This is a genomic window from Acidobacteriota bacterium, assembly GCA_009861545.1.
GTDB lineage: Bacteria > Acidobacteriota > Vicinamibacteria > Vicinamibacterales > UBA8438 > WTFV01.
This window is the reverse complement of sequence record VXME01000070.1, coordinates 47,423-68,331: the sequence shown is the minus strand read 5'-3', so window position 1 is coordinate 68,331 and position 20,909 is coordinate 47,423. Positions and strand designations below refer to the sequence as shown.

General features: G+C 69.4%; 19 protein-coding genes and 1 pseudogene. 8 read left to right on the top strand and 12 right to left on the bottom strand.

Going from position 1 to position 20,909, the window contains the following annotated elements:
- Positions 1-12: 12 nt before the first annotated feature.
- The 3 genes from F4X11_11645 to F4X11_11635 form a co-directional block, all read right to left on the bottom strand.
- Positions 13-447 carry a type II toxin-antitoxin system VapC family toxin gene (locus F4X11_11645; protein ID MYN65666.1) on the bottom strand — a complete coding sequence of 145 codons (435 nt, stop codon included), beginning with the start codon at positions 445-447 and terminating at the stop codon, positions 13-15.
- 7 nt (positions 448-454) lie between these two features.
- Complete coding sequence (locus tag F4X11_11640) at positions 455-865, bottom strand: hypothetical protein (GenBank protein MYN65665.1); 411 nt, start codon at positions 863-865, stop codon at positions 455-457.
- A gap of 98 nt (positions 866-963) precedes the next feature.
- Positions 964-1,176 (bottom strand): type II toxin-antitoxin system VapC family toxin, encoded by a 213-nt coding sequence (locus F4X11_11635; GenBank protein ID MYN65664.1) that lies wholly within the window; start codon positions 1,174-1,176, stop codon positions 964-966.
- 167 nt (positions 1,177-1,343) lie between these two features.
- On the opposite strand from F4X11_11635, the gene F4X11_11630 reads away from it, so the two are divergent.
- The 3 genes from F4X11_11630 to F4X11_11620 are packed head-to-tail and all read left to right on the top strand — an operon-like array spanning position 1,344 to position 5,626.
- A complete protein-coding gene (locus tag F4X11_11630; GenBank protein MYN65663.1) occupies positions 1,344-4,049 on the top strand; it encodes an ABC transporter permease in 2,706 nt (901 codons plus the stop codon).
- The gene (locus tag F4X11_11625; protein MYN65662.1) at positions 4,030-4,812 is read left to right on the top strand and encodes a sigma-70 family RNA polymerase sigma factor; all 783 of its coding nucleotides are present in this window, start codon (positions 4,030-4,032) and stop codon (positions 4,810-4,812) included. The genes F4X11_11630 and F4X11_11625 overlap by 20 nt, the downstream gene beginning before the upstream one ends.
- The gene (locus F4X11_11620; protein ID MYN65661.1) at positions 4,799-5,626 is read left to right on the top strand and encodes a TlpA family protein disulfide reductase; all 828 of its coding nucleotides are present in this window, start codon (positions 4,799-4,801) and stop codon (positions 5,624-5,626) included. The genes F4X11_11625 and F4X11_11620 overlap by 14 nt, the downstream gene beginning before the upstream one ends.
- Positions 5,627-5,735: 109 nt before the next feature.
- Here F4X11_11620 and F4X11_11615 read toward each other — a convergent pair whose 3' ends face one another.
- The 3 genes from F4X11_11615 to F4X11_11605 all read right to left on the bottom strand — a co-directional run bounded on the left by F4X11_11615 (position 5,736) and on the right by F4X11_11605 (position 9,093).
- A complete protein-coding gene (locus F4X11_11615; GenBank protein ID MYN65660.1) occupies positions 5,736-6,206 on the bottom strand; it encodes a hypothetical protein in 471 nt (156 codons plus the stop codon).
- A gap of 9 nt (positions 6,207-6,215) precedes the next feature.
- A complete protein-coding gene (locus F4X11_11610; GenBank protein MYN65659.1) occupies positions 6,216-6,455 on the bottom strand; it encodes a hypothetical protein in 240 nt (79 codons plus the stop codon).
- 208 nt (positions 6,456-6,663) lie between these two features.
- A complete protein-coding gene (locus F4X11_11605) occupies positions 6,664-9,093 on the bottom strand; it encodes an ABC transporter permease (GenBank protein ID MYN65658.1) in 2,430 nt (809 codons plus the stop codon).
- A 78-nt stretch (positions 9,094-9,171) separates the two neighbouring features.
- Here F4X11_11605 and F4X11_11600 point away from each other — a divergent pair, with 78 nt between their 5' ends.
- A complete protein-coding gene (locus F4X11_11600) occupies positions 9,172-10,008 on the top strand; it encodes a hypothetical protein (protein ID MYN65657.1) in 837 nt (278 codons plus the stop codon).
- 36 nt (positions 10,009-10,044) lie between these two features.
- Here the strand turns inward: F4X11_11600 and F4X11_11595 are convergent, their stop codons facing one another.
- The 4 genes from F4X11_11595 to F4X11_11580 all read right to left on the bottom strand — a co-directional run bounded on the left by F4X11_11595 (position 10,045) and on the right by F4X11_11580 (position 14,754).
- Positions 10,045-10,848: a TVP38/TMEM64 family protein gene (locus tag F4X11_11595; protein ID MYN65656.1), complete on the bottom strand. Its 804-nt coding sequence runs from the start codon at positions 10,846-10,848 to the stop codon at positions 10,045-10,047.
- Positions 10,605-11,882, bottom strand: coding sequence for a PQQ-binding-like beta-propeller repeat protein (locus F4X11_11590; GenBank protein MYN65655.1), 1,278 nt, complete (start codon positions 11,880-11,882; stop codon positions 10,605-10,607). Before F4X11_11590 ends, F4X11_11595 begins: the two co-directional genes overlap by 244 nt.
- Positions 11,882-12,307 carry a peptide-methionine (R)-S-oxide reductase MsrB gene (gene msrB / locus F4X11_11585; GenBank protein ID MYN65654.1) on the bottom strand — a complete coding sequence of 142 codons (426 nt, stop codon included), beginning with the start codon at positions 12,305-12,307 and terminating at the stop codon, positions 11,882-11,884. Before msrB ends, F4X11_11590 begins: the two co-directional genes overlap by 1 nt.
- 128 nt (positions 12,308-12,435) lie before the next feature.
- Complete coding sequence (locus F4X11_11580) at positions 12,436-14,754, bottom strand: carbohydrate binding family 9 domain-containing protein (protein MYN65653.1); 2,319 nt, start codon at positions 14,752-14,754, stop codon at positions 12,436-12,438.
- 242 nt (positions 14,755-14,996) lie between these two features.
- Between F4X11_11580 and F4X11_11575 the strand changes: the two are divergent.
- The 4 genes and pseudogenes from F4X11_11575 to F4X11_11560 all read left to right on the top strand — a co-directional run bounded on the left by F4X11_11575 (position 14,997) and on the right by F4X11_11560 (position 19,254).
- Positions 14,997-15,164 (top strand): annotated as a pseudogene (locus tag F4X11_11575) (integrase).
- 70 nt (positions 15,165-15,234) lie between these two features.
- Positions 15,235-16,560 carry a hypothetical protein gene (locus F4X11_11570; protein ID MYN65652.1) on the top strand — a complete coding sequence of 442 codons (1,326 nt, stop codon included), beginning with the start codon at positions 15,235-15,237 and terminating at the stop codon, positions 16,558-16,560.
- A 134-nt stretch (positions 16,561-16,694) separates the two neighbouring features.
- Complete coding sequence (locus tag F4X11_11565; protein MYN65651.1) at positions 16,695-18,701, top strand: DNA mismatch repair protein MutS; 2,007 nt, start codon at positions 16,695-16,697, stop codon at positions 18,699-18,701.
- Between the two features lie 28 nt (positions 18,702-18,729).
- Complete coding sequence (locus F4X11_11560; GenBank protein ID MYN65650.1) at positions 18,730-19,254, top strand: hypothetical protein; 525 nt, start codon at positions 18,730-18,732, stop codon at positions 19,252-19,254.
- 119 nt (positions 19,255-19,373) lie between these two features.
- Here F4X11_11560 and F4X11_11555 read toward each other — a convergent pair whose 3' ends face one another.
- Together F4X11_11555 and F4X11_11550 are read right to left on the bottom strand one after the other, a co-directional pair.
- Positions 19,374-20,777: a PQQ-binding-like beta-propeller repeat protein gene (locus F4X11_11555; protein ID MYN65649.1), complete on the bottom strand. Its 1,404-nt coding sequence runs from the start codon at positions 20,775-20,777 to the stop codon at positions 19,374-19,376.
- Positions 20,663-20,893 (bottom strand): hypothetical protein, encoded by a 231-nt coding sequence (locus F4X11_11550; protein ID MYN65648.1) that lies wholly within the window; start codon positions 20,891-20,893, stop codon positions 20,663-20,665. Before F4X11_11550 ends, F4X11_11555 begins: the two co-directional genes overlap by 115 nt.
- Positions 20,894-20,909: the final 16 nt, after the last annotated feature.

Here is a 20,909-nt window from a genome sequence, read left to right as displayed (position 1 = left end):
AGGTGCTGGCGATCAGACGTCTCCTGCCGGATCGATCAGCGCAATGCGATCGCCGTATCGCCGGAAGTCGCCCCGATCGAACGTCAGCAAGCGCCCCTCGGCATGGGCAAGCATGGTCGCCACGATGTTCGCGTCGTGGATCTGACGTCCGGCCACCTGGACCTCTCGACACAGGGCCGTGAGAATGAGGGTGACTTCCGGGCCGTCTTCCAGGACGTCGAACGTGGACGTGAACCAGTCGACGTCGCGGAGGGCGTCCGGCATGGTCAGGGGCGCAGACCAGGTCTGCGGCCGCGTCACGACGGCCAAGTACTCGCGCACGACCTGTCGGCTGATGCGTGGCCGTTGGTCGCCGCTGACGGCATCGCGCAACCGTGCGCGCGCGGAGGCGTGACCCGGCGCAACGGTGAAACGCGCACGGACGAGGACGTTCGTGTCGATGAACATCCGGCGCTCAGCGGCCCCGGTCGTCGTAGAGGTCCTGGCGCCGCAACGACAGACTGGCCGGCCATGGACCCGGGTCGTGCGGCGGAAACGCCTCGTCGAGATCAACCGCTGCACCAGGCGTGCGAGAAGTCGTTCCGACCGGTTGAGCCGTGTAGTCCACGGACCCGTCACGCTCGAACACCAACGTCTCCCGCTCGAGATCCACGGCGCGTGTCTTCCAGCCCGCCACCCGCCACGCCAGTGCCTGACCGTGACCGCCCGCGTTCCTTTGATTGGACCACCATGGTCGGTGGACCCGCGCCGATTCCGGGAGCGTGAATCCGAGCACCGCCTCGAGGTCGGTGAACGAGACCCGCCACTCCCGACCGGCGCGTGCACGCAGATATCGAAACAAGGGCGCGTACTTGCCCCGTTCCACGGTTCTGCGGAGACGCTCTTCCCTGACCATCGTGCTGCACTTAGGTCTGACTGACTTTCCTACTGTAGCGCGAGAGCTGCTCGACCAGGCCCGGTCGCCTACAACGGTCGGACGGCAAGGAGACGTTCGAGGCCCGTCAGGTCGCCGGGATTCCTCGTATACAGCGGCAGGTCGTGCGCGAGGGCGGTCGCGGCAATGAGGAGATCGGCGAAACGGCGGCGGCCCACGCGTCCTCTGGCCGCCTGCGTCGAGCAGATGCATCCGTACGCGCGGGCCGCCGACCCGTCGAACGGCAGAGGGTCCCAGGCCACTGTCCTTTTGACAATCTGAACAAGTTGTGGCAGCCTTATGTTCAGATGAACAAAAGAAGTGCCGCCGCCGCGCGCCCGGCCGGAAACGGCCCGTCCGCGAACGCGCCGATCACGGCTGCCCGTGAACCGCGTGACGGCCTGTCGAACCGCACGGGAGGCTGTCGGTGATGCCGGCAGCGGATCTGCTGGCCCGGCTCCGCGGTCTGCTGCGCCGCGGGCGGGAGGACGACGAAACCGCCGAGGAGTTGCGCTTCCACCTGGAGATGGAGGCGGCGAAGAACGTGCGCGCCGGCATGGGTCCGGGCGAGGCCCGCCGGCAGGCGCACTTGCGCCTCGGCGGCACGGAAGCGATACGGGAGGCGGTCCGGGATGCGCGCGGCGGGCGGCCCCTGGAGGATCTGCTTCGCGACTTCGGCTACGCGCTGCGCGGCGCGCGCCGGAACCCCGCCTTCACCCTCGCCGCGATCGTGTCGCTGGCGATTCCCATCGGCTTCAACACCACCATCTTCACGATCGTCGACTCGGTCCTGTTCCGCCCGCTGCCACTGGTTCGTCCCGCGCAGCTCGTCGACGTCTATACCAGCGACCCCGAGGATCGCTACACGACGAGCTCCTATCCGGACTACCTCGATCTGCGCGCGGAGAACGACGTGTTCACCGACATGGCCGCGCACTCGCCGATTCTCGCGGTGATGCGCGTGGACGAGGACGTCAACCTCGTGGTGGGTGAGACGGTGACCGGCAACTACTTTCGGTTTCTCGGCGTTCAGCCGGTGCTCGGCCGGCTGCTGGCGCCGGAGGACGACCAGCCCGGCGCCCCGCGCGTGGCCGTGATCTCCAGCGGGTTGTGGACGCGGGCCTTCGGAGGGGATCCGGCCGTAGTGGGACGGGTCCTCCGTATCCGGTCGCAGCCGTACGTCGTGGTCGGCGTGGCGCCGCCCGCGTTCTTCGGCATGCCGCCCATACCGGGCCCGGACCTGTGGACGCCGATGACCTGGGTCGACGACGTGACGCCGATCGGCATCTTGAAGTTCGTGACCTCGCCGGGCGAGACCCGGCTCGAGCGCCGCGGACAGCGCTGGATGTTCATCAAGGGACGGCTCCGCGACGACGTCACCCTCGCCCGGGCGGAGGCGAGACTCGACGTGCGCATGGCGGACCTCGCGGCCGTCTACCCCGAATCGAACGAGGATCGACAGGTGTCGTTGACCCTGACGGACGACATGCGGCTGCCGCCCCCGGTGGCCGGCCCGGTGCGGCTCGGCGCCGCCGGCCTGATGCTGGTAGTCGGCATCGTCCTGCTGGTGGCGTGCGCGAACGTGATGGGCATGCTGCTCGCCCGCGGCGTGGCGCGCCGCCGGGAAATCGGCGTGCGGCTCGCCATCGGCGCCGGCCGGGGACGCCTCGTCCGGCAGTTGCTCACCGAGAGCCTGGTGCTGTCGGCGTTCGGGGCCGCGGCGGGCCTGGCCCTGGCGTGGAGCCTGCTGCGTGTGCTCGCCATCATGGAATCTCCTATCGGTCCGATTCCCGTCACCCTGGCGTTCACGCTCGACGCGCGCGCGTTCCTGTTCACGGCGGCGCTGGCGACGGGAGCCGGCGTGCTGGCGGGTCTGGTGCCGGCGCTCGGCGCCACGCGGCCGAACCTGGTGCGCGACCTGAACGGCGCGGTTGCCGTCGCGCGCGCCGGGAGCCGCCGGTGGCTGCTGCGCGATGCGCTGGTGGCGGGGCAGTTGGCGGCCACGGTGCCGCTGCTGGTGCTCGCGGGCCTCCTGGCCCGGAGCGCCGCGGGGACGACGGTCGGCGTCTCGCTCGGGTTCGATCCGGACCGCATCGCGGCAGTCGGCACCGACCTGAACGTGATCGGCTACGAGCGGGAACGTGCGGACCGCTTCGTGCGCAACGCGCTCGAACGGGTGCAGTCGCTGCCGGGGGTGGAGGCGGCAGCGCTGGCCTCGCGGGCGCCCCTGGATCTGTCGTTCAGCCCGCAGAATGTCCTCGTGCCGGGCCTGCACGGTCCGGCCGACCGCGGCACGCCGGTGGACACGACGGGTGTGTCGGCGGACTACTTCGACACGCTGGGCGTCCCGCTGTTGCAGGGGCGGCCCTTCACGACCGCCGACACGCCGGAATCACCGCCCGTAGCCATCGTCAGCCACGCGATGGCTCTCCGCTTCTGGCCGGAGGGGACGGCGATCGGGCGGCGGTTCCGCCTGGCCGAGTGGGACGGCGTCGAGTACGAGGTGGTCGGCGTGTCGTCCGACTACAAGGTGCGGTTCCCGACGGAGGAGCCGGCGTCCTACCTGCACCTCGCGGCGTCGCAGCGCCTGCGCACGGGCGCCGTGATTCTCGCCCGCACCAAGGGCGACGCGGCGGCGCTGTCCGCCGACATCCGCCGGGAGCTGCGCGGGATGGAACCCGAACTGTTCTTCTTCTTGCAGGGAGACACGCTCCGCGAGACGGCCGACGTCACCATGCTGCCCTTTCGGATCGGGGCCTCGGTAGCCAGCGCCTCCGGCCTCGTGGCCATGGTGCTCGGCGCCATCGGCCTCTACGGCGTCATCGCCTGTCTCGTCGCCGGAAGGACGCGCGAGTTCGCGATCCGCGCGGCGCTGGGAGCCCGCTCCGGCATACTGCTCCGGCACGTGCTGGCCACGGGAGCGTGGGTCGTCGCCGCCGGCGTCGGCGCCGGCGCCGGCTTGGCTCTGCTCGCGACGCGTGTCGCCGCACAGGCGGCCAACGGGATCGCACCGGCGGACCCGCTGGTGTGGGGAAGCGTCCTCCTGCTGCTCGTCGCCGTCTGCACGGCGGCCTTCGCGGGGCCGGCCCGGCGCATGGTCAAGCTCGACGTGCCGCGTGCCCTGCGCATGGATTGACGAGTCCGGCACGCCGGACGGCAACGCGCCACCCGGGGGTCGACTTGCGGCAAGCGATTCGCCCGCAAGATCGGTGTCACGAATTCGAGGTCCCGCACGTTCTACAGGTGTGAGCACATCGGGTGACGCTGTAGATACGATTCGCGAGGCCGGGCCAGGAGCCTGCGCCGAAGAAAGCAACGGAGTGAGTTCTGCGGCGCGAGCTCCTCGGACGGTGGGGGCTGGGGCCCAACAAGGAGCCCTGGCGACGGGTTCGGCGGCGCTGGCCGACGCACCGTTCGACTTCGACGACCTGTTCCGGGCGCAGTACGGACGCGTCACCAGCGTCATCTCACGTGTCGTCCGGAATCCGGCGCGCGCCGAGGAGCTGGCCGTCGACGCGTTCCTCAAGCTGTGGCGGACGCCCGACGCGCACGGACCGCGCGCGACCGCATGGGTGCTCCGCACGGCTCTGCGATTGGGTATCGACGAATTGCGCCGGGCGACCCGGCGGGCCCGTTACGCACCGCTCCTGAAGCTCGTCCGGCACGTGCCGACCCCGGAGGACAGCGCCGCGTCCGGAGAAGAACGCCGGCGCGTGCTTCGCGTCCTGGCCGCCATTCGACGGGAGTACGCCGCGCTGCTGCTGCTCCGCAGCCACGGCTGCAGCTACGACGAGCTGGCGGCGACGCTCGAGATCAAAGCCTCATCCGTGGGCACGCTGCTCCGCCGCGCCCGGCAGGCGTTTCGCAAGGAGTACATCAGACGCCATGGCCAGACATGACGATCCGGACCTCGAACGCTGGGTGGATGCCCGCATGGCGGCCCTGGATCCCGACCGGACGGGCGAGACGAAGACGGAACGCGCGCTGGCGCAACTGCGCGTGCGAGCGACAGCCACGCACTACCGCCCGGTTCACGCCTGGTTGCTGGCCGCGGGGGCCGCGGCATTGCTGATTGCGGTACTGGTGACCGTGGAGCGGCCGCAGCAGCACGGGTCCGGCGACGTCCCCGACTTCAGGGAACATGAGCCCCCGAGCGGAAGCCTCGCCGACGACGGTACTCTCGCGCCGCCGACGTTCGAGTGGCAGTCGCGACCGTCCGACCAGGAGGTCGGCTCCGGAGTCGCGCTGTCCGCGCGCGGACCCGCGAGTGTGCCCGGGATCATTCCAGCGGTGCAACGCGCGGCGGCACCGGGTTTCGCGCTACCGGCGATGGAAGGCGGCGACGCGACGCCGGGAAACTACGCTGGGCAAGTGCTGCTCCTGAACTTCTGGGCAACGTGGTGCAGGCCGTGCCGCACCGAGATGCCCTGGTTCGTGGAGTTCCAGGATGCGTTCGCCGAACGCGGTTTTGCCGTGCTCGGGGTCTCCGTAGACGACAACCGGGATGTCGTGCGCGAGTTCCTGGAGCGGAGCCCGGTCGACTACCGCATCGCGCTCGCCGACACAGCAGAGCGGCTGGCGCCGTTCGGTCCGATCACGGTGCTGCCCACGACTTGGCTCATCGACCGCCAGGGGCGGCTGGCCGCCACGCATGTCGGTCTCGTGGACCGGGTTGTCCTCGAGAGCGAGATCCAGCGACTGCTGGCCGAATGAGAGGTGGGATCCCCGCATGCGCGTCCGACTGTCAGCATCCGCGTTTGCGCTTCAGATCGGGAACCGCGGGCTGGCAACCACGGTTGCACATTCGCGACGCCGTTGCTGGTCACCGGCCGCTGGCGCTGGCTTGCGCCAACGCCAGGGACGTTTCGCAACTTGCCGGCAGCTCCGGCACCGGCAACTGATCTTGCGCGAGCGCCACGAAGATCTGTCGATTCTGCTCGATGATGCACGACATCATGAGCGGAAACATCGCCTGAAGCTGGTTCACCTTGACGTTCAGGGCCTCGACGTCGTCCGTCGTCGCCAGAGTCTCTACCCGGACGTTCAGCGCCTCGACCTTCTCATCCAGGGCCTCGACGTCGTCCGTCGTCGCCAGGGTCTCTACCCGGACGTTCAAGGCCTCGACCTTCTCATCTAGCGTCGCAACAGAGGCTGTCGGCGCCAGCGTACCCATCAACGTTCCCAAGTACCAGATTGCGCTCGTGAGGCCGCCGACGATTGCGACGACGACCGCGAGCGCGGCAGCGTTGACGCGAACCCAGTCCCATCCGAACATCGACCGAACGTTACCCATTCGCCACGCCTACTCCGACCCGCCGCGGGCGCCGCCTGCGATGGCGCCGACCATCGACTGAACGGTTCCCTCGAGGGCGTCGACGCGCCCCGTCAATCGTTCGACCCGTCCCGTCAGCCATTCGACCCGCCTCGCCAGCCGATCCACCTTGCCGTTGACCAGCAGCACACCGACGGCGTTCACAAGTGATAGCAGCGCCGTGATCAGCGCCGTGATCAGCGTGAGCAACGCCATCGTTCCCGCTTCCATACCCATATGATCCCGCCTCCGCTCTGCTCGCGCAACCTCCGCGATCGCCCTTCCGAGAAGCAAGCAGCGTGCCGGAGTCTCGACTCGAGGAGCCTCTGGGACGAGAAGCTCTCAAGCATCGAAGTGGTAGACGACCTGATCCAACCGGTCGCGGGCGAAGGCGAACACGAAGACCAGCGGTTCGGGGCCGGTACCGGCCGTTCAGCGCTCATGACCACTCGCCGCTTCGCAGCGTCTCGGAAGGGTCGTTGGACGCCGCCCGACGTGCCGGAATCCAGCATGCCAGGCCGGCCAGCAGCACCAGCCCGCCGCAGACCGTCGCCAGCGTGACGGGATCGAGCGGCTCGACGCCGAACAACACGGAACCCAGGGCGCGCGCTCCCAGGGCGGTCGCGACGAGACCCGTGACCACGCCCGCCGCGGCCATCCGCAGCCCCCGGCCCGCGACCAGGCGCCGCAGCGCGTGCGGGCTCGCCCCAAGGGCCGAGCGGATTGCCATCTCGACCCGCCGCTGCCTCGCGTCGAACGAGACCGTTCCGAACAGACCCACCGTGATCAGGACGAGCGTCACCAGTGCGAAGGCGATCGAGATCCGCACCGCGAGCCGCGGGCGGGCGAGATCCGCGGCGAGCAGCTCGTCCATCGGCATCAGCGTGTCTATCGGTACCGCCGGCTCGATGGCCTGAATCGTTTCGCGGACGGTGGGCAGCAACGTCGCGGGCGGCCGTACGGTGCGAATCGCCAGGTTGCCGGCGTCGAAGTGGAACGATTGCGCGGCCGGATAGTAGACCGTCATCCAGTTGTTGGTGAGCTCGCGATACCGCAGGTCGGCGGCGATGCCCACCACCGTGGCCCACTCGAAGCGCGGGCTGATTCGGATCCGTTTGCCGATCGGCTCCTCGCCGGGCCAGTAGCGGGCAGCGGCGCTCTCGCTCACGATCGCGACGCGCTGCGCGTCGGCGGTATCGGTGCGCGCGAAGGCGCGTCCGCTCACGATCGGGATGCCCATCGTCTCGAAGTACCGCGGCGTCGCGATGTCCCAGTTGGCCCACTCGTTCGTCGCCGCCTCGTCCGGCGTCTGGCCTTCGAACTGGAACGGGGAGCTGAGACCCGTGGTGCCCGTTCCCGGCGGCAGGTGGAACGGCGCCGCGGAGGTGACGCCGGGAAGCCGTTCGACCGCTTCGACCGCGCGCTCGTAGAACGCGCGGACCTCTTCGGGCGTACCGTAGCGCTGCCACGGCAGGTACATGCGCGCCGTGACTACGCCGTCCGATGCGAGCCCACGGTCGATCGATTGAAGCTGCCACAGCGACCGGGTCAGGAGTCCGGCCGAGACGAGGACCACGACGGCGAACGCAATCTGGGCCGCGGCCATCGCCTGGAGCCGGCGGCCGGCCCCGCGGGACGGCTCGGCGGCGCGGTGCGCGAGAAAGCCGCGCAGCTTCCTGACGCGCGTCAGCCACGCGGGAGCCGTGCCGAACGCCAGGACCCACGCGGTCATCGCGACGACGGTGAACGCCATGACCTGCGGACTGAGCCACGTCTCGTCGATACGAGGCACCTGTGCCGGATCGATGACGCTGGTGAGCGCGAGCAGTCCGCGACCCAGGAGCAGCGCGCCGCACACGCCCGCCACGCCGAGAACCAGCGCCTCGACCACGGTCTGTCTCAGGAGCTGCCCGCGCGTCGCGCCCAGCGCCGACCGCACGGCCATCTCGACGCGGCGCGACTCGGCCCGCATGAGCAGCAGAAGGGCGACGTTCGCGCCGGCGACGAGAAACACGAGCGCGGCGCCGGCCAGCAGGAGCGCGATGGTGGGCCGGACGTGACCGACGACGACGTCGAGCAGCGGCGTCACCACGATCGGCATGCGAGGGTAGTCCTCGGGATACGCCGCGCTCAGCCGCCCGTGGACAACCGTCAGCTCGGACCGCGCCCGGCCAATCGGGACATCCGGCGCGAGTCTTCCCACGACGTGGAACTGCCGGGTCCGCGGACCGTCCAGGACCGCGTCGGAACCGCGTGTGAAGGCGGGAACCAGCGGCAACCAGACATCGGCGTCGACCGGGTAGGTCACCTCGGGCTGCAGAACCCCGACAACGGTGAACGGTGTATCTCCGGGGAACCGGAGGCGCTGGCCGACGAATGCCGGGTCGCCGCTGACACGTCGCCAGAAACGGTGGCTGACGACGGCGACGAGCTCGGCGCCCTCGACGTCGTCGCCGGCCTCGAGGAGGCGCCCGTAGGCCGGCCGCGCGCCGACCACATCCAGGAGCCCGGCCGATGCCAGCACCCGATTGGCCGTGACCGGCTCGCCATCGACGAAGACGGCGGTCGTCGCGCCATCCGCGTAGTTGATGGCCGCGAGTGCATCGAAGCTGGTCGCCTCGTCCTCCCACACCCGATACTCGGGATACGAGATCGGAAACAGGAGGCCGCCGCCCCGCTCGACGTCATCCTTCCAGATCCGAACCAGTCGCGAATCGCCGTCCCCGATGGGCTGCAGCAGCACCGCATCGGTAACCGCGTACAGCACCGTCACGGACGCGAGACCGAGACTCAGCGTGGCGACCGCGACGGCCGCGGCGACCGGTCGCCGAACGAGGCCGCGAACCGCGAAACGGAGATCGGACACGATTCTCGATAGTAGCCCGGAAAGCGCTTCGCCACGGACACCTGGCCGCCCCGGTTACGATGCACGGGTCCGGGAGGTGACGTGCCGGAGTTGCCGGAGGTCGAACGGGGACGCAAGCTGGCGGAAGCAGTGACGGTCGGGCGCCGGATCGAGCGGGTGTGGTGCAACGACGACCCGCTCGTGTTCGCCGGCGTCGAGCCGGCGCGCTGGCGACGCACACTGAAGGGAAAGCGGATCGTCGCGGCACGGCGCTGGGGCAAGCAGCTCTGGCTGGAGCTGGACACGCCGCCGCATCCGCTCTTCCACTTCGGGATGTCGGGCGGGTTCAAGACGCCGGCCTCGACGCCGCTGCAGCTCAAGTCGGGACCGCGCGAGGACACGTCCGTCTGGCCGCCCCGCTTCCTGAAGATCCGGCTGCACCTGGACGACGGCGGCGAGCTGGCGATGACCGACGGGCGCCGGCTCGGGCGCATCCTGCTGCGCGAGGATCCCGAACGCGAGCCGCCAATCTCGAAACTCGGCTTCGATCCGCTGCTGGCGATGCCCCCGCCGAAGCGGTTCTCCGATCTGCTGCGGGGCCGTGGCGGCATCCTCAAGTCGCTGCTCCTCGACCAGTCGTTCGCCGCCGGGGTGGGCAACTGGATCGCCGACGAGGTGCTCTTCCAGGCCGGGATCGATCCCCGGCGGCGGGCGTCTTCGTTGACCGGCGCCGAGGCGCAGCGCTTGAGAACCAAGCTCGGCACCATCGTCAAGCGCGCAGTGGAAGCGAACGCAGACGACTCCCTCTATCCCCGCACGTGGCTGTTCCACCGGCGCTGGGGGAAGCAGGGCGACGCGCGCACGACGCGCGGCGAGCGGATCGAACACGTGACGATAGGCGGGCGGACCACCGCGTGGGTGCCGGACAGACAACGCTGACAGTAGAGCCCGCGGCCCCCTTTCACAGCCAAGCCCTCACGATCCGAACAGCCACGTCCCGCCCGTGACGTAGAACGCGACCACGGGAATCTCGCCGAGGGTCACGCCGAGCAGGAACTTCCCGATCGGCATCCGCAGGGAGCCGGCGACGTAGCAGATGGCGTCGGTCGGCACCGCCGGGAAGACCGACCAGCCGACCACGATCCAGAAGCCGCGCAGCCGTATCTGCTCCTCCAGCCACCGGACGCGCGCCGCGTGCCGGCGCTCGAACAGCTCGGCCAGGCCCAGGAAGTCGAAGAAGTAATAGATGAGCGCGGCCGATGCGACGACGCCGCCGAGCGAGACCGCGAACACCGTCCAGTAGCGATCCGGAAAGAGGAGCGTCCCGACGACGATCAGCACCGTGCTGGGAATCAGCGTCACGGGACGCACGACGCTGACGACGACGTAACCGAGCAGCACGAACGGACCCGACTGCCTGAGCACGTCGCCGAGCCGCGCCGGCTCGATGAGGTCCGGCCGCGCGACGTACAGCGCGCCGAGACCGACCGTCACGGTCAGCCAGAAGCCGAGGGCGATGCGCCGGCCTGTGGTCATCAACGGTGTGCGGCCGGAACGAGGCGCACGAGGCTGGTCGCGTCCCGGACGAGCAGGCCGTCGGGCAACGGAACCGGCATCGACCAGGTGGCCCCGTCCGCCACCTCGTACTGGCGCGCGACGGCGAACGCCTCCGCGTTCGGCTCGGCCACAACCAGCTCGGCGTCGCTGTTCAGCAGCAGGAGATCGTCTCCGGCGAGCAGCACGGACGCGAGGTCGCCCTCCCTTCCCTCGCTCGCCCATTGCACGGCGCCGCTGGCGGCATCCAGTGCCACGAACTGGCCGCTACGAGTGGACGAGTGTCCGTAGAGGGTGCCGGCCACCAGCACCGGCGAGCTCATGTACATCGTGACCCTCGCGTTGCTCCAACCGGGAGCGGCTCGCCAGCCGTCGTTCTCGCGCCGGATCGCGAACGCGTGGGTTCCCTGGCGGGGACCGGAGACCACCAGGTGCTCGCCGGTCCAGACGGGCGTCATGATGTTCTCGTGCCATTCGTCGGTGAACGGCATGCTCCACAACAGTGCGCCGTTCTCCGCGGCGAGCCCGACGACCGACGATTCGGTCAGCGTCACAATCTGGCGATGCCCCTCGATCTCGGCCACGATCGGCGACGCATATCCAGGGCCCACGCCGCGCCAGACCCAGACCTCGTCCCCCGTCGCCGGGTCCAGCGCGAGTACGCGGCCGCCCCCGGCGTCGCTGCCGACCTGCACGATCAGCATCCCATCGGCGACGAGCGGCGAGGCCGATGTGCCGCAGAACAGACCGGTCACCTGCACCGACGCCGAGTAGTCGTTCCGCCAGAGCAGCGCGCCCGACGCCGCGTCCCAGCTCGAGAGGATGCCGGCCGCGCCCAGCGTGAACAGGCGACCACCATCGACCAACGGCGTCGCGAACGGACCCGGCATGCCACCCGGAACGATGTCGTTCTGGACGTAGAGCGCCGGGTAGTCCTGTCGCCACAGGCGCACGCCGCCCGACAGGTCGAACGCGGTCACGACCTCCGCGTCGCCCTCCCGACTGTGGAGGAAGACGCGCCCGCCGGAAACCACCGGCGAAGAGTAGCCCTCTCCAATCTCGACCCGCCAGGCGCGGGCGAACGCTTCGGGCCAAGCCTCGAGCGTCCGCGAGGCCGCCACGATCCCGTCGCGTTCCGGTCCGCGCCATCCGGTCCACTCCTGCGCGGACCCCACCGCACCGGCCGCTACCACGAGCGCCGCGACAATCGCCCGTTGCACCACGACCCGATCGTCACTCGGCATCCCGGTCTCGATCATTACCGCAGCGGGGGCAGCTCCTCGCCGGCGGGCACGAACCGCAGCGCGACGCCGTTGTTGCAGTAGCGCTGCCCGGTCGGCCGCGGGCCGTCCTTGAACACGTGCCCCTGGTGACCGCCGCAGCGCACGCAGTGGTACTCGGTGCGCGGCAGGATCAGCTTGAAGTCCGTCTTCGTGCCGACGCTGCCGGGAATGGCATCGAAGAAGCTCGGCCAGCCGGTGCCGCTCTCGTACTTGGCGGACGACTCGAAGAGCGGCAGGTTGCAGGCCGCGCAGATGAACGTTCCCTTGCGCTTCTCGTGGTTGAGCGCGCTCGAGCCGGGCGGCTCGGTCGCCTCCTTGAACAGGACGGCGTAGGACTCCTGCGAGAGCAGCTCGCACCACTCCGCATCCGACATCTCCACCTTCTCGGCATCGTCACTCATGCGTCACCCGGACCTTTCGCAGCTCCCCAAGTCGGAGCGCCCTCGCTGTGAAGCGTCTACATTCCGCGAGCCGAATCGCCCATTGCCCCCTGCGGCTGCCGGGGAACCCACGTCCGGACTCCTCGGCGTCAGTAGCGGAACAGAATCCGCAGCTTCGTGAAGAGCGCGCGGTTCGTCCGCCGGTAGGCCGTCGACTGGAAGAACCGCGAACCGTGCACGTCGATCAGGTCCTCCTGCCGGTAGTGATCATCGTAGCCGACGTAGAACACGGTCAGCGCGTTGATGCGATAGGTGAAGAGAAGGTTCGTCCCCAGCGTGCCCCGGAACGAGTTGTACTCGGTGATGTTCCGCAGCAGCAGCCGGTCGGTGAAGGTGAATGTCGACAGCGCCCGAAGCACCTGCACGTTGAACACCTCGCGACTGCCGTTGCGGACGTCGAAGAAGCGGCTGGTGACGAGGTCGAGCTGCGAGGTGAGCCGCGGATCCGGCCGGACCGTAGCAGAGAGCGACGCGCTGTTGCCGCGCCCCAGGTACGGATTCCGCCGGTCGATGTAGTAGATCTCGTCCCCCCACCGGTAGCTGCCGCCGAGCGAGAACAGGCGGCTCGTGCTGATGAAGGTGGAGACATCGTAGTTGCGGCGGTCGAAGTCGACGCCCCCGAACCGCTCGTGGGCCTGGATGGCGTTCGCGCCGACGTTGATGTTCCGGGAGAAGTCGAAGTTCACCTCGGCATCGATGATCTCGTCCTCCCGGATGCCCGCGTGGGTGTAGCTGAGCTGGTAGTCGATGGACGGCCCCCAACTGATGAGCCAGTGCTCGGGCCACCAGCGGTATCCGACGTTGGCGCCCCCGAGCCGCTGGTCCACGCGCTGCAGGAACCCGACGTCGGTACGGAAGTCGGGGTCGATGCGCGCTCCGAAGAACCTGGCCTGCAGGTTACGGCCCTCGTGCCCGACCATGGCGCCGAGCATCGGCCCGCTGCGCTCTACGCCCTGCTCGTCCCGGTCCTGCGACTGGAACGCGACGAAGTTGAGCCGGGTGGCCTGACTCAGCCGGAACTGGCCGTCGATGCCCCCCACGCGGTTGTACCCGTCGAGGAACTCGCGGTCCGTCGCCAGCACCCCGATGTGCGACTCCGAGTAGAGGTCGTAGCGCGCCCGGCCGATCGCCACCTGCGCGTTCCTGCCGAACCCCGGATCGTTCGGGTCGTCGCGCTTGCCCGGCGCCTCGTCGTCGGTCACCATCACACCGAGCGTCGTGTTGCCCACCTTGCCGGTCAGCTTGGCGCCGACATTCGGGTCCACCAACGTCCGGGTATGCACCAGGTCGACCGGCGAGACGAACTCGAAGATCTCGGCTCCCTCCAGGAAAAAGGGCCGCAGCTCGGGGAAGAACAGGGGGAAGCGCTGGTTGACCTCGATCTGCGGCAGGTCCGACTCGATCTGCGAGAAGTCGGGGTTGCCGGTGAAGTCGGCGGTCAGGTTCGACGTGATGCCGTACTTGACGTTCACGCCCCCTTCCGGGTCGGTGCCCCGGTTGACGAAGTCGCCGGTCTCGCTATCGATCGAGCTGTACTGGATAGCGGTGAACGACGGCAGGACCTCCAGGTTGCGGCTCGTCGACAGATCGGTCATCCCCTCGAGCACGCCCATCTGCGCCATGAAGCTCTGCACGTCGCGCGACATCGGCGCCCAGACCACGTTCTCCTGGTTCTTGCCCTTGATCTCGCGCACGATCTGGAAGCCCCAGCGGTGCTCCACGCCGGGGGGCTGCTCCGGGTAGCGGAAGCTCTTGAACGGAATCGCCATCTCGGCCGTGTAGCCGTCCTCGACGATCTGCGTCCCGCTGTAGAACAGCGCCTCCCAGGACCGGTCGGCGACCGGGATCGGGCCGCCGCGCGGCTGACTGGCATTGATGATGCCGTCGCCCTGCACGTTGTAGCCGTTGAGATCGAAGTCGTAGCAGACCTGCTGATCCATGAACGTGTCGAGGTAGACCGTCATCAGATCGTCCTGCCACGCCGTGTCGCGGTCCACCCGGCTGGCCCGCATGATGCTCGGGTCGGCGTAGTGCAGGTAGAAGGCGAAGTAGATGTGGTCGCTGTCGTAGGAGATGTAGATCTCGGTCTCTTCCGTCGCCGGGGCGCCGTCGAGCGGGGACTGCTGCACGAACTCCGAGAGCATGGCGGCGGTGCGCCACACCTCGTCGTCGAGGCGGCCGTCGATCTCCGGCGGCGTGTCGGTGCGCCGCACCCTGACGCGCGGCCGGCCGCCGAGGATTCCGTAGCCCGCGCCCGACGTCGCGACGACGGAGTCGTCCACGCGGGGGCGATCGGGCCCGTGGATGCCCATCGGGAACCCTGCGCCGGATTGCGCGCGGAGGTCCACCACCGCGGTTGCGGTCAACAGGCACAGCGAGAGCATCGGTATCTTGATGAGTCGCGGCATTGACGTGGTCCGTGGGGTGGTCGTCACGAAGGCTCGATGCGTGACGCACCCGAACCGGGAAGCTTCGGGAACTACCCCGCTTCAACGAGTCTGACGCCTCGCGCCGGTCTACAGTTTACAGGGTGCGCCAGCCGGCCAGCGGATTCCGCATGTAGCTCGTGCGACCGGCCCGGATTCCCTGCGGCGACCAGGCGCGTCCGTGTCGGTTGTCAGGAAGGTCCCCGACGGCTACAGTGGAAGCGATGAGCGTCATCGTCAGCGAGGTCTACGACGCCCTGATCGAGGCGGGCGCCTCTCACGACAAGGCCCGCGCTGCGGCCGCGGCGATCCCGGTGGGGGAACAGCTCGCCACCAAAGCGGATATCGCCGACGTGAAGGCCGATATCAAGGTCCTCAAGGCAGTCTTCGGGCCGATCGTGATCGGACTGCTCCTGAGCACCACGGGAATGGTGTTCAAGCTCACATTCCTTCCGTAGATCGATGCCGAACCGCGCGGCCATCGCACGCGCCGCGGTGATCGCCTGCGGCCTCATCGCCGCCACCGGCGCCGGCGCGGCGACGCTGGCGGAGCGCTTCTCGGCGTCACACCGGCATCCCGCCATCGAGTACGGCACACGCATCCGCACCGACCGGGTGGCGCAGTTGAACGCGCGGCTGCGGACCGGCGAGGCGACGCTCTCGTTCGATGCGCGCCGGGGATTCCTGCCGACCGTGCTCGACGCCCTCGACGTGCCGGTCGAGTCGCAGACCCTGGTCTTCTCGAAGACGAGCCTGCAGTCGGACTTCATCGGCCCCGACAACCCGCGCGCCCTCTACTTCAACGACGATGTCGCCGTCGCCTGGATTCGCGGCGCGCCCGCGATCGAGCTGGCCGCCCTCGACCCGCAGCAGGGCGTGATGTTCTACGCGCTCTCGCAGCGGCGCCGCGCGCGCGGATTCCAACGGCCGCGGTCGTGCCTGGAATGCCACGTCTCGGACGAAACGCTCGGCGTTCCGGGACTGGCCGTCGGCAGCGCCGTCATCGATCCGGAGGGCGTGCCGTACGTCTCGATTCCCGTCGACCAGCGCACGCCGATCTCGTCACGCTGGGGCGGCTGGTACGTCACCGGGAGCACGGGCCTGGGCCCGCACGTCGGCAACACGGTGGCGACCGATCCCGACCAGCCGATGCTTCTGGAAGACGAGGCCAACTTCAACCTGCCCACCGTCGAGGGTCGGTTCGACACGTCGGGCTACCTGACCCCGTACAGCGACATCGCGGCGCTGATGGTGCTGGAGCACCAGACCCACATGACGAACCTGCTCGTCCGCACCGGGTGGGAGTTCCGGGTCGCGGCCCACGAGCACCGCGCCACCCGCGGTCTGTTCCGCCGGCCCGGCGCGTCGCTACGAATGACGGTGGATGAAGACGATACGCTGCGCGAGGCGGTGCGAGCGCTCGTCGACTACATGGTCTTCGTCGACGAGTCGCCGCTGACCGACCGCATGCTGGGAACTGCCGGTTTCGAAGCGGCCTTCGAGGCGCGCGGGCCGTTCGACCGGCGCGGGCGGACGCTGCGGGAGATCGATCTCGACCTGCGCCTGTTCCGCTACCCGTGCAGCTACATGGTCTACACTGCCGCGTTCGACGCGCTGCCGGCCGACGCGAAGGACGCCGTCTACCGGCGTCTGTGGCAGGTGCTGTCGGGCGCCGACCGCGACTCGCGGTACGAGCACCTGACGCGCGACGATCGGCGGGCCATCGTCGAGATCCTCCGCGATACGAAGCCGGACCTGCCCGGCTACTTCGGGGCCGTCAGAAGGTAGCGGCGGCCGCTCATCGGCGCCGTCCTCTCCGGACCGCCACGATCCCCTGCGGCCCCACCGAACCTGGGAAAGACGATCCACGTAAGGAAGACAGCAGCCCTCGACGAACTGCGGCGGGACGACGGGTTACCTTCATGAAAGAACGGACGCCTGCCTCACGGCCAACCGAACAGGATCCTCGTACCGTCTACCAGGAACGGCGGGCGGCTCGCCGGACGGCGCACGCGGCCGCCGAGCGGCGGCACCACGCCATCGGCAACGTCCGGTTGCTCCTGGTGGGCATCGCCGCGGTGCTGGGGATCGGCATCGTCGGCGGGGCGGGATACTCCGCCTGGTGGCTGCTGGCGCCGGTGGCCGGCGTCGTCTGGCTCGGGTTTCGCCTCGACCGGATCGAGACCGAGCGCAGCCGCCTGGAACGGGCCATCGGGTTCTACGACCGCGGCCTCGATCGGCTGGACGACGCCTGGGCCGGGACCGGCGAGCGCGGGGACGGGTTCGCCGACCCGAAGCACCTGTACGCGGCCGACCTCGACCTGTTCGGCGACGGCTCGCTGTTCCAGCGCCTCTGCGCCGCGCGAACGCGCCGCGGAATGGCGACGCTGGCCGACTGGCTGCTCTCCCCCGCCGCGCCCGCCGTCGTGCGCGCGAGGCAGGCCGCGGTCGAGGAGCTCACACCCAACCTGGACCTGCGGGAGGACCTGGCGGTGCTGGGCGACGACGCGCGGGCCGCCGTCGACGCACGGGCTCTGGCCGCCTGGGGCGCGGCGCCGCCCGCCTTCGATTCGCCGGCGCTTCTGGCGGCGGGGCGCGTCGCATCGGTGGCCGGGACGCTGGCCCTCGCCGCCGGCTTCGCCTACGCGCTGGCGGCGGGGCGCTCCCTCGATCTCTCGGCCGGCGTCCAGTCGCTGCTCGGCTGGTACTTCGTCGCCGCCGTGGTCGGGGTGGCGTTCGTGCAGTTGCGCATCCAGCCGGCCGCGGCACAGGTCTTCAAAGGGATCGACAGCGCGGCAAGGCACGTCGCGTTGCTCGGCGGCTTGCTCGCGCGGCTCGAGACCGAACGCTTCCGCGCGCCGCGCCTCGCCGCGCTTCGCGCCCGGCTCGACGTGGCGGGAGAGCCTCCGTCGCGGCAGGTCGCCCGGCTGACCCGTCTGATGGAGCAGGTCGATTCGCGCCACAACGCCTTCGCCCTGCTGTTCGGGTTCTTCGTGGTCTGGGACGTGCACCTCGCGCACGCGGTCGAGCGCTGGCGCCTCGCCTCCGGCCCGAAGTTGGGCACGTGGCTCGACACCGTCGGCGAGATGGAGGCCCTGGTGTCGCTGGCCGGATATCGATTCGAACGACCCGGCGACGTCTGGCCGGAGCTGGCGGACGGGGCGCCGCGCTTCGAGGCGGAGGACATCGCGCATCCCCTGCTGAACGCGAAGGCGGTCGCCAACGACGTCCTGCTGGACGGCCGGCCGCAGGTGCTCGTCCTGAGCGGCTCGAACATGTCGGGCAAGAGCACGCTGCTCCGCGCCATCGGCGTCAACACGGTTCTCGCCCAGGCCGGCGCACCGGTGCGGGCCCGCCGGCTGCGGATGTCGCCCCTCGCGGTCGGCGCGTCCATCCGCATCCTCGACTCGCTGCAGGACGGCAGCTCTCGCTTCCACGCGGAAATCGTCCGGCTGCGGGCCATCCTGGCCAGGACCTCCCTGCCGGCGCCGAGCCCGGACAACCCGTCGAGCCGGGATGACGCGGCACCCGATGCGCCGCCCGACGCCCTGCCCGTCCTCTTCCTGATCGACGAATGCCTGCACGGCACGAACTCGCACGATCGGCGGATCGGCGCCGATGCGGTCGTCAGGAGCCTCGTCGAGCGGGGCGCGGTCGGCCTGGTGACGACGCACGACCTGGCATTGACGGCGATCACCGACGCGCTCGGCCCGCGCGCCGAGAACGTGCACTTCACGGACCACTTCACGAATGGAAAGCTCCGCTTCGACTACACGCTGCGGGCCGGCGTGGTCGGCAAGGGCAACGCCCTCGAGCTGATGCGTTCAGTCGGCTTCGACATTCCCAGGGACGACTATCTGCAGGGTCCTGCCGGAACCATGAGTGAATGGACCTCGCCGGAAGATGAGGACGCGGCGCGTGACCTGTGATCGGCAGGTTCGGATAGTGTACCGCCCCATGCCAACCATGCGCCTCGTGCTCGCCCTGTTCCTCGTGCTGTCCGGCGCGACGGCCCACGCCCAGACTCCGAACTTCTCCGGCTTCTGGACGCTCGATCGCGAAGCCAGCGACATCACCCCACCCGCGTTCAGCGGCGGCCGGGGCGGCGCGTCCATCGACCGGCTCTTCATCACCCACGCGGCCAACGACACGGTGGTCATCGGCACCGAGACCAATGGTCTGAAGGCGTGGCACTACACGCCCGGACAGGAAGGCACGATCCCGGTCGGGCGCGACACGACGATGCGCGCCGCCTCGCGGTGGGACGGCAAGCGGCTGATAGCGGAGGGCACGCGGGGCGGCATGCGGATGCACGAGGTGATGACGCTCGACGACGGCGGCAGCCGGCTCACCATCGACGTGACGACCACCACGCCGGAGGGCGTCGCGAAGAACCGGCTCGTCTACCGCAAGGACCAGCCGGTCGGCGCTTGCGAGACGTGGGCGATGCCCTGCAAGGACTTCACCCACCAGCAGCGATAGCCGGCCCGGAAGACAAACGGGCACCAAGAGGACCCCATCAACCGGGCGACCGTTCGCCGTCCTTGCCAACGCGACTTGGAGAAATTCACGACCCGCAGGCACCGGCGGTTGCCGAAGTGCTACTCCGACAGATCGAGTGCCACGATCTTCTCGCGGTCGCGCGCGTACAGGGTGGTTCCGACCAGCGTCGGCGCGGTCCAGGAGCGCGTGTCGAACAGCGGCGTCGACGCCAGCCGCGTCATGCCGCCCGGCGTCAGGACGACCAGACTCAGGTCGCCGTCCTCCTCCAGGATCAGCGTCTTGCCGTCGGCGTGCAGCAGGCTCGCCCGGCTGAAGCCGCGCTCGCGCCACGCGGTCTCGCCGGTGGCGACGCGCGTCGCGGTCATGACGGCGGTGGCGCCCTGTCCGCTCGTGCCGTAGACGAAATCACCGAGGCGGATCGGGTTCAGGAACGTGAAGCGGAGCTGCGGGTCGTACCAGAGCTCCTCCACGCGCGTCACGTCCCCGTCCTTCGTGAGCTGGATTGCCCGGCTGCCGCCGATGTACCCGGAAGACAGGAAGAGGATATGGTCCTCGTCGCTCCAGAGCGGGATCTGGAAGTTGAAGTCGTTGCCGGCGTCGTGGGGATGCGCCCACAGGATCTCGCCGGTATCCGGGTCGAGCCCGACGACGACCTGCCCGGCGAAGACCACCAGGTGCCGCTCGCCGTCGACGTCGATGAGCCCCGGCGGCGCCTCCGACACCAGGAAGCTGCCGCTGCGCCACACCACGCTGCCGTCGTCCTGCCGCAACGCCATCACCGCCTGGCCGGGACCGCCCACCTGCACGATGATCGTGTCCTTGTACGGCAGCGGGCTGACGCCGTAGCCCGACTTGATCATCGAGCGGATGAGCAGCGGGGGCGCGCCGAAGTCGGTCACGAAGTCGCGCGACCAGGCAACCTCGCCGGTGGCCGCGTCGAAGACGTGCAACTCCTTGTTGGTCCCGATCGTGAAGAGCCGGTCGCCCAGCAGCAGCGGCGTCGCGTGCGGGCCGGCGCCCTGGTCGAAGTCCTGCACGACCGACGGATAGGCATGCTCCCAGAGGGTCTCGCCGGTCGCCGCGTCGAGCGCGATCACGGCTTCCTCTCCGGCCCAGGGCGAGCTGCCGCCTTCGCCGTAGGCGACGCGGTACATCGTGTACAGCCGGCCGGCGGCGGCGATGATCGCCGAGTGCCCGGCTCCGAGCGACCGGCTCCATATGACCGGCGGCCCCTCCGCCGGCCACGTCTCGGCCAATCCCTCGACGTCGTACAGGAAGTCGCGGCTCGGGCCGCCCCATTGCCACCAGTCACGGGCGGCGTCCACCTCCTGGGCAACGAGCGCGGCCGGTGATAGCAGGAGAGAGGCGACGAAAGCAGTCAGCAACCTCATCCGCGTTTCACGGTTACGAAGCGGGCCAGATTGCGCCCCTTGTTGACTTCCGTGCCATAGGACTGCGGGAGGCTTGCCATCCTCACGATTTCGGATGGTGAAGCACCGCATGCTGCGATTTCGTCGGAATACTTGATCCCGAACAAGTGGATCATCGTGACCTTCTGGCCATCTACAGCGGTCTCGTACATTCGATGGAGGGTGTTCGCCAGATCTTGAGCACTCACTTACAAGTACCTCGGG